Annotated in this window: 5 protein-coding genes and 1 tRNA gene; 1 reads left to right on the forward strand and 5 read right to left on the reverse strand. The window is 67.0% G+C overall.

Annotated features, from left to right (window positions below):
- Window positions 1-101: 101 nt before the first annotated feature.
- Window positions 102-713 (forward strand): hypothetical protein, encoded by a 612-nt coding sequence (locus Q7W29_05410; protein ID MDO9171254.1) that lies wholly within the window; start codon window positions 102-104, stop codon window positions 711-713.
- 294 nt (window positions 714-1,007) lie between these two features.
- On the opposite strand, the gene Q7W29_05415 is transcribed toward Q7W29_05410, so the two are convergent.
- The 5 genes from Q7W29_05415 to Q7W29_05435 form a co-directional block, all read right to left on the reverse strand.
- Window positions 1,008-1,083 (reverse strand) — tRNA-Gly (locus Q7W29_05415).
- Between the two features lie 37 nt (window positions 1,084-1,120).
- Window positions 1,121-2,260, reverse strand: coding sequence for a glycosyltransferase family 4 protein (locus tag Q7W29_05420; protein MDO9171255.1), 1,140 nt, complete (start codon window positions 2,258-2,260; stop codon window positions 1,121-1,123).
- 24 nt (window positions 2,261-2,284) lie between these two features.
- Complete coding sequence (locus Q7W29_05425) at window positions 2,285-3,313, reverse strand: Gfo/Idh/MocA family oxidoreductase (GenBank protein MDO9171256.1); 1,029 nt, start codon at window positions 3,311-3,313, stop codon at window positions 2,285-2,287.
- Window positions 3,314-3,446: 133 nt separating this feature from the next.
- The gene (locus Q7W29_05430; GenBank protein MDO9171257.1) at window positions 3,447-4,154 is read right to left on the reverse strand and encodes a sugar transferase; all 708 of its coding nucleotides are present in this window, start codon (window positions 4,152-4,154) and stop codon (window positions 3,447-3,449) included.
- 156 nt (window positions 4,155-4,310) lie between these two features.
- On the reverse strand, window positions 4,311-5,299 hold a 989-nt coding region (locus Q7W29_05435), incomplete at its 5' end, for a DegT/DnrJ/EryC1/StrS family aminotransferase (GenBank protein ID MDO9171258.1).

The following is a 5,299-nucleotide window of genomic DNA, read 5'->3' on the forward strand; positions in this document are numbered from 1 at the left end:
GACTCAATTCCGCAAGCTTGGCGGGTTCACCGGTGGGCGGTCCGTGCTAGGATGTGGGTATCGATTTCGCCCATTCATCGAAAATGCGGAGGCGGGTTTCCATGCGACGTTCCCTGGATCTCCTGCTGGTCCTGGCGTTCCTATGCGCGCTGGCCGGGGGCTGCTTCGATGCGGAGGACTCCCCCATCGAGCCCGATCTCGCGGTCTCGGCGTTTCCGTTCCCGGACACCGCCGAGCAGCTGATGGCGAACTTCCGGGACGCCTACGACGGCATGGACAGCGTCGAGTATGCGTTCACGCTGCATGAGGATTTCGAGTTCGTGTTCTCGCCGGAGTGTCTGATCGGGCCGACCGACGACACCTACTCGCGCGAGGAAGATCTGCTGCACACGACGCGGCTGCTGGACGGGGAGCCGGGGTACGACACGGCCCACCAGCGGGTCCTGCCGGCCGTGCGCGACATCGCGTTTCTGCAGTTCGATAATTTGACCGGGTGGAGCGAAGTGTCGATGGATGAACCGGGGTATCCGGGGGGGCTGAAGGCGTTGTACGCAGTGACTGCCGTCATGACGCTGGATACTGTGGACGACAACACGTATGGGATCGACTCGCTGCAGTTGTTCTTCGTCAAGCGGGGGCTGGTGACACTGCCCGATGGGGGGACGCGGCAGCGGTACTACCTGATCGGGCAGCAGGATCTCGCAGCCGAATAGAGGGGACCTGGTCCGGGCGCGATCAGCGTCGGGTTCACGGAATTCGGCTGGCTTGTCGGTGACTTTCACGGGATGATCAATGATCGGTTCTATCCCTGATGTCAGGGATGAGCGGGAGGATTCGTCAAACAAGAAATCCTCATGAAGCCGGATTATGTTCAATCTATAAACTGCTTCACGAATCCGAATTTCTTTAGACCAACATGAATCGTTGGATCAACGTTGGCACAGCTCGTACCACAAAAAGCAGGAGAGCGACCCACTTTCGTAAGTCGCTCTCCTCTTTACAGATGCTGGAGCGGGAAACGGGACTCGAACCCGCGACATCTACCTTGGCAAGGTAGTGCTCTACCAACTGAGCTATTCCCGCGAAGTGCCGCTCAATATGACGGCGATCCCCCCGGATGTCAAACCGATTTTTCGCGCCCCAGGACCCGCCGGTACAGGGCCAGCGTGTCCACCGCGGCGTTCTCCCAGGAGTACGTCGCCAGCACCCGCAGCCGCGACGCCTCCCCATGGCGCTCCCGGGCCGCGGGGTCCGCCAGCAGCCCCGCCATCGCCGCCCCCAGCGCCCCCGCATCCCCGCTCGCGAACGCCGGTGCGCACCCCCCGGACACCTCCAGGTTGGGCGCGATGTCGCTCACCAGGCAGCATCGCCCGTAGCTCATCCCCTCCAGCAGGGCGATCGACAGCCCCTCGAGCGTCGACGGCAGCACCACCAGCGCCGCGTGGCTGTACAGTTCCTCCAGCAGCCGCCCGTGGACGTACCCCGGGAACAGGACCTCCGGCGACGCGGCCGCCCGCAGGCCCGCCGCGTAGTCGTCGGTGAACCCCGAGCCCCCCGCCATGACCAGCCGGTGCCGGGCCCGCAGTTCGGCGGGCAGCTTGCCGTAGGCCTCCAGCAACAGGTGGCACCCCTTCTCGGGCACGAAACGCCCCACGAACAGCACGAACCCGTCCGCCAGCCCGATCCGGTCCAACTCCTGCCGTGGGCGCCGCACCGGCTCCCCGATCCCGTTGGGGATGCAGACCGCCTGCACGCCGTGCTTCGCCGCGTAGTGCTGCCGCAGCGCCTGCGAAACCACGATCAGCCCGTCCGGGAAGCGGGCCGAGGCCCCCTCCCCGCCCCGCAGCACCGCGGCGGCCACCGGCCCCCACTTGTCCCGCTGCCAATCCAGGCCGTGGACGGTGACGACCGTGCGGCCGCGCCCCAGCCAGCGCGGCACGCCCGACAGGAGCGCGGGGCCGAGGGCGTGGTAGTGGACGATGTCGTAGCCGTGGCGCACCGCGTCCGCGGTGGCGGCCAGCGTGTGGGTGATGGCGTCCAAGTGCTTGGTCGGCACGCTGGGCAGGCGGCGCACCGTGACCCCGGGCATGGCGGTGGGGCCGTCGGCGTCGCTGTAGTGGGGGCGGCTGTAGATGGTGATTTCGACGCCGCGCGGAGCCAGCCTGGCGGCCAGCTCCGCGACGTGCTTCTCGATCCCGCCGTGGACGGGGGGATAACCCTTCTGGCCGATCATCGCCACGCGGATGGGCGCTTCGCTCACGGCTCTCCCCCGCGCGGCCGGGGCCTACGCGTTCTGGAAGGTCAGGTCCTGCGGCGCCCCGTGCTCGCGGATGGAGAGGCAGGCCTTCTCCAGCACCTCGACCACCTGCAGGCCCAGGTCGCCGTCGCTGACCGGGGTCGCGCGGCCCAGCACGCAGTCCACGAAGTGCGACGTCTCGACCTTCAGCGGCTCGGCCTGGTCGATCTTCGGGATCAGGATGTCCCCGTGCCGGTACGCCAGGTGGAACTCGTCGAACCCGTCGTAGTGCGGCATCACGTCGACGCCCTTGTCGTAGATGCGGATCTTGTCCGTCATCGCGACGTCATCATAGACCACCATCTTGCGGCTGCCAACGAAGGTCGCTTCGCGCACCTTGTTCGGGTCCAGCCAGCTGACGTGCAGGTGGGCGACCCGGCCGCCGGGGTACCACAGCGAGACGAAGGCCACGTCCTCGAGCTGCTTGTCCGTCTGGACGTAGCAGTGGCCGGTGGCGCTGACCCGCTCCGGGACGGCGTCGAACAGGTAGTTGAGCATCGCGACGTCGTGGGGCACTAGGTCCCAGACGACGTTGGCGTCCTTCTGGAAGATGCCCAGGTTCAGGCGGCGTATTTTGACGTAGTAGATGTCGCCCAGCTCGCCGGACTCGATGAGCTGCTTGATCAGGCGCACCGCCGGCACGAACAGGAAGGTGTGGCCGACCATGATCTGCAGGTTGCGGGCCTTGGCGATGGCGCAGAGCTGGCGGCACTCGTCGGCGCTGGCGGCCATCGGCTTCTCGATGAACAGGTGCTTCCCGCTCTCGAGCACGGCCTTGCCCAGGGGGAAGTGGGTGCTGACCGGGGTGGCCACCACCACGGCGCCCACGGAGGGGTCGCCGAGGATCCGGCCGATGTCGTCGCTGACGTCGGCGGCCGGGTAGAGCGAGGCCATGTGGGCGCGACGCTTCGCGTCGAGGTCGCAGATGTGCGACAGCTCGACATCCGGATGGTTGTGGAAGTTCCGGATGAGGTTGGGGCCCCAGTAGCCGCAGCCAATGGCTGCCATCTTCAGCATGACCAGCTCCTTTGGTGTCGTCGTCTCCAGTCCGGGCGATCTGACATGGGAAGGCCGGCCGGTGCTGGTGCACGAGCCGGCCCAGGGGATGCATCGTTCGGCGGCGGCGGAACTTTAGCCGGATTCCGCCGGGTCAGTAGCCGCCGGTGCCCCGCAGGACCACCGGCACAGTCTTGAACATGATGCGCAGGTCCTGCCCCAGAGACCAGGAATTGATGTAGTGGATGTCCAGGCGGACCATCTCTTCGAAGGGGACGTTGCTGCGCCCGCTCACCTGCCACAGGCCGGTCAGGCCCGGGGTGATGCGCAGCCGCTCGTGGTGCCAGGGCTGGTAGTGGTCCAGCTCGTAGGCGATCGGCGGCCGCGGCCCGACCAGCGACATCTCCCCGCGCAGGATGTTGAACAGCTGCGGCAGCTCGTCCAGCGAGGTCCGGCGCAGCCAGCGGCCGATCCCGGTCACGCGCGGGTCCTCGGTCAGCTTGTAGACCTTGTCGTTCGCGGAATGTTGAGAGCCGCCGTTGATGAACATCGCCGCGAACTGCCGGTGGATGGCGTCGTCGCTCTTGTGGACCATGGTGCGGAATTTGTAGAACGGGAAGGGCTGGCTGTTCTTGCCGATCCGCTCCTGGACGAAGAAGACGGGACCGGGGCTCGAGCGCTTCACCAGGAAGGCGAGCACCAGCAATAGAGGCGAAAGCAGCAGGACGGCCCCGCCGGCCAGGATGATGTCGAGCGTGCGCTTGGCCGTACCACCCCAGCCGTTCAGGCGGGAGGTGTCCGCGACGAGGTACAGGGTCGGTGCGGCAGGGAGGACATCCTCGACCACAGCCGAATAAGCCACCGCGTCTTCCTTCATGGTGTTCTCTCCCCATGCAGGGCAAGCAAGGTGCGAATCTCGGAAACGCGTTAGCTTCGGGCCATGGATCTCCTTTCCGCCCCCCCGGAGCGCCCTACAACACGCGACCAATTCCCGAAAAACTCCACGAACCTGCAAGCATTATAGCAGAAGGTCGCAGACCCTGTCCACCATCTCTTTTGACATTTCCGCATACATCGGCAGGGAGACGATGTGCTCGCAGAGGTCCTCGGATACCGGGAAGGAGGCGTCCACGGGCACGAAACCGGCCAGGGCGGGCTGGCGGTGGCAGGGAACCGGGTAGTGGCGCCCGCAGGAGACGCCCTGCTCGCGCAGGCGGGCGATCAGGCCCTCGGGGTCCGGGCTCTGGATCGGGAAGATGTGGTGGACCGGGGTCGTCCCGGGTAGCGGCTCGGGCATCCGGTAGTGGCCCTCGAGACGGCCGCGGTACCAGCCGGCGACCTCCCGGCGACGGGCGTTCCAGCCCTCGAGGTGGGGCAGCTTGGTGTCCAGGATGACGGCCTGCAGGGTGTCGAGGCGGCCGGTGTACCCCACCGAGTCGTGCAGGTTCTTGGTGCCCTGGCCGTGGTGGCGCAGGCTGCGCAGGACGGCGTCGATGCGCCCGTCCGCGGTGACCGTGGCGCCGCCGTCCCCGAACCCGCCCAGGTTCTTGCCGGGGTAGAAGCTGAAGCCCGAGGCGATCCCCATGGTGCCGGCGCGCTTGCCCTTGTACAGGGCGCCGTGGGCCTGGCAGGCGTCCTCGATGACGGGCAGGTCGCCGGCCACGGCCCGGATCTCGTCCATCGGCGCCAGGTGCCCGAAGAGGTGCACCGGCATGATGGCCTTGGTGCGCCGCGTGATCGCGCGCTCGAGCTTCTCGGGGTCCATCATCCAGGTCACGGGGTCGACGTCCACGAAGACCGGCGTCGCGCCGGTGTAGACGATCGCCTCGATGGTGGCGATGAAGGTGTTCGGGACGGTGATGACCTCGTCCCCTGCGCCGATGCCCAAGGCCCGCAGGACCAGGTGCAGGGCCTGGGTGCCGGAGTCCACGCCGATGGCGTGCGGCGCGCCGCAGAAGGCGGCGAAGTGCTTTTCGAAGCGTTCGAGACGGTCCCCGAGGATGAATG

It is taken from the genome of bacterium (assembly GCA_030654305.1).
In the GTDB taxonomy this organism is placed as follows: Bacteria; Krumholzibacteriota; Krumholzibacteriia; order LZORAL124-64-63; family LZORAL124-64-63; genus PNOJ01.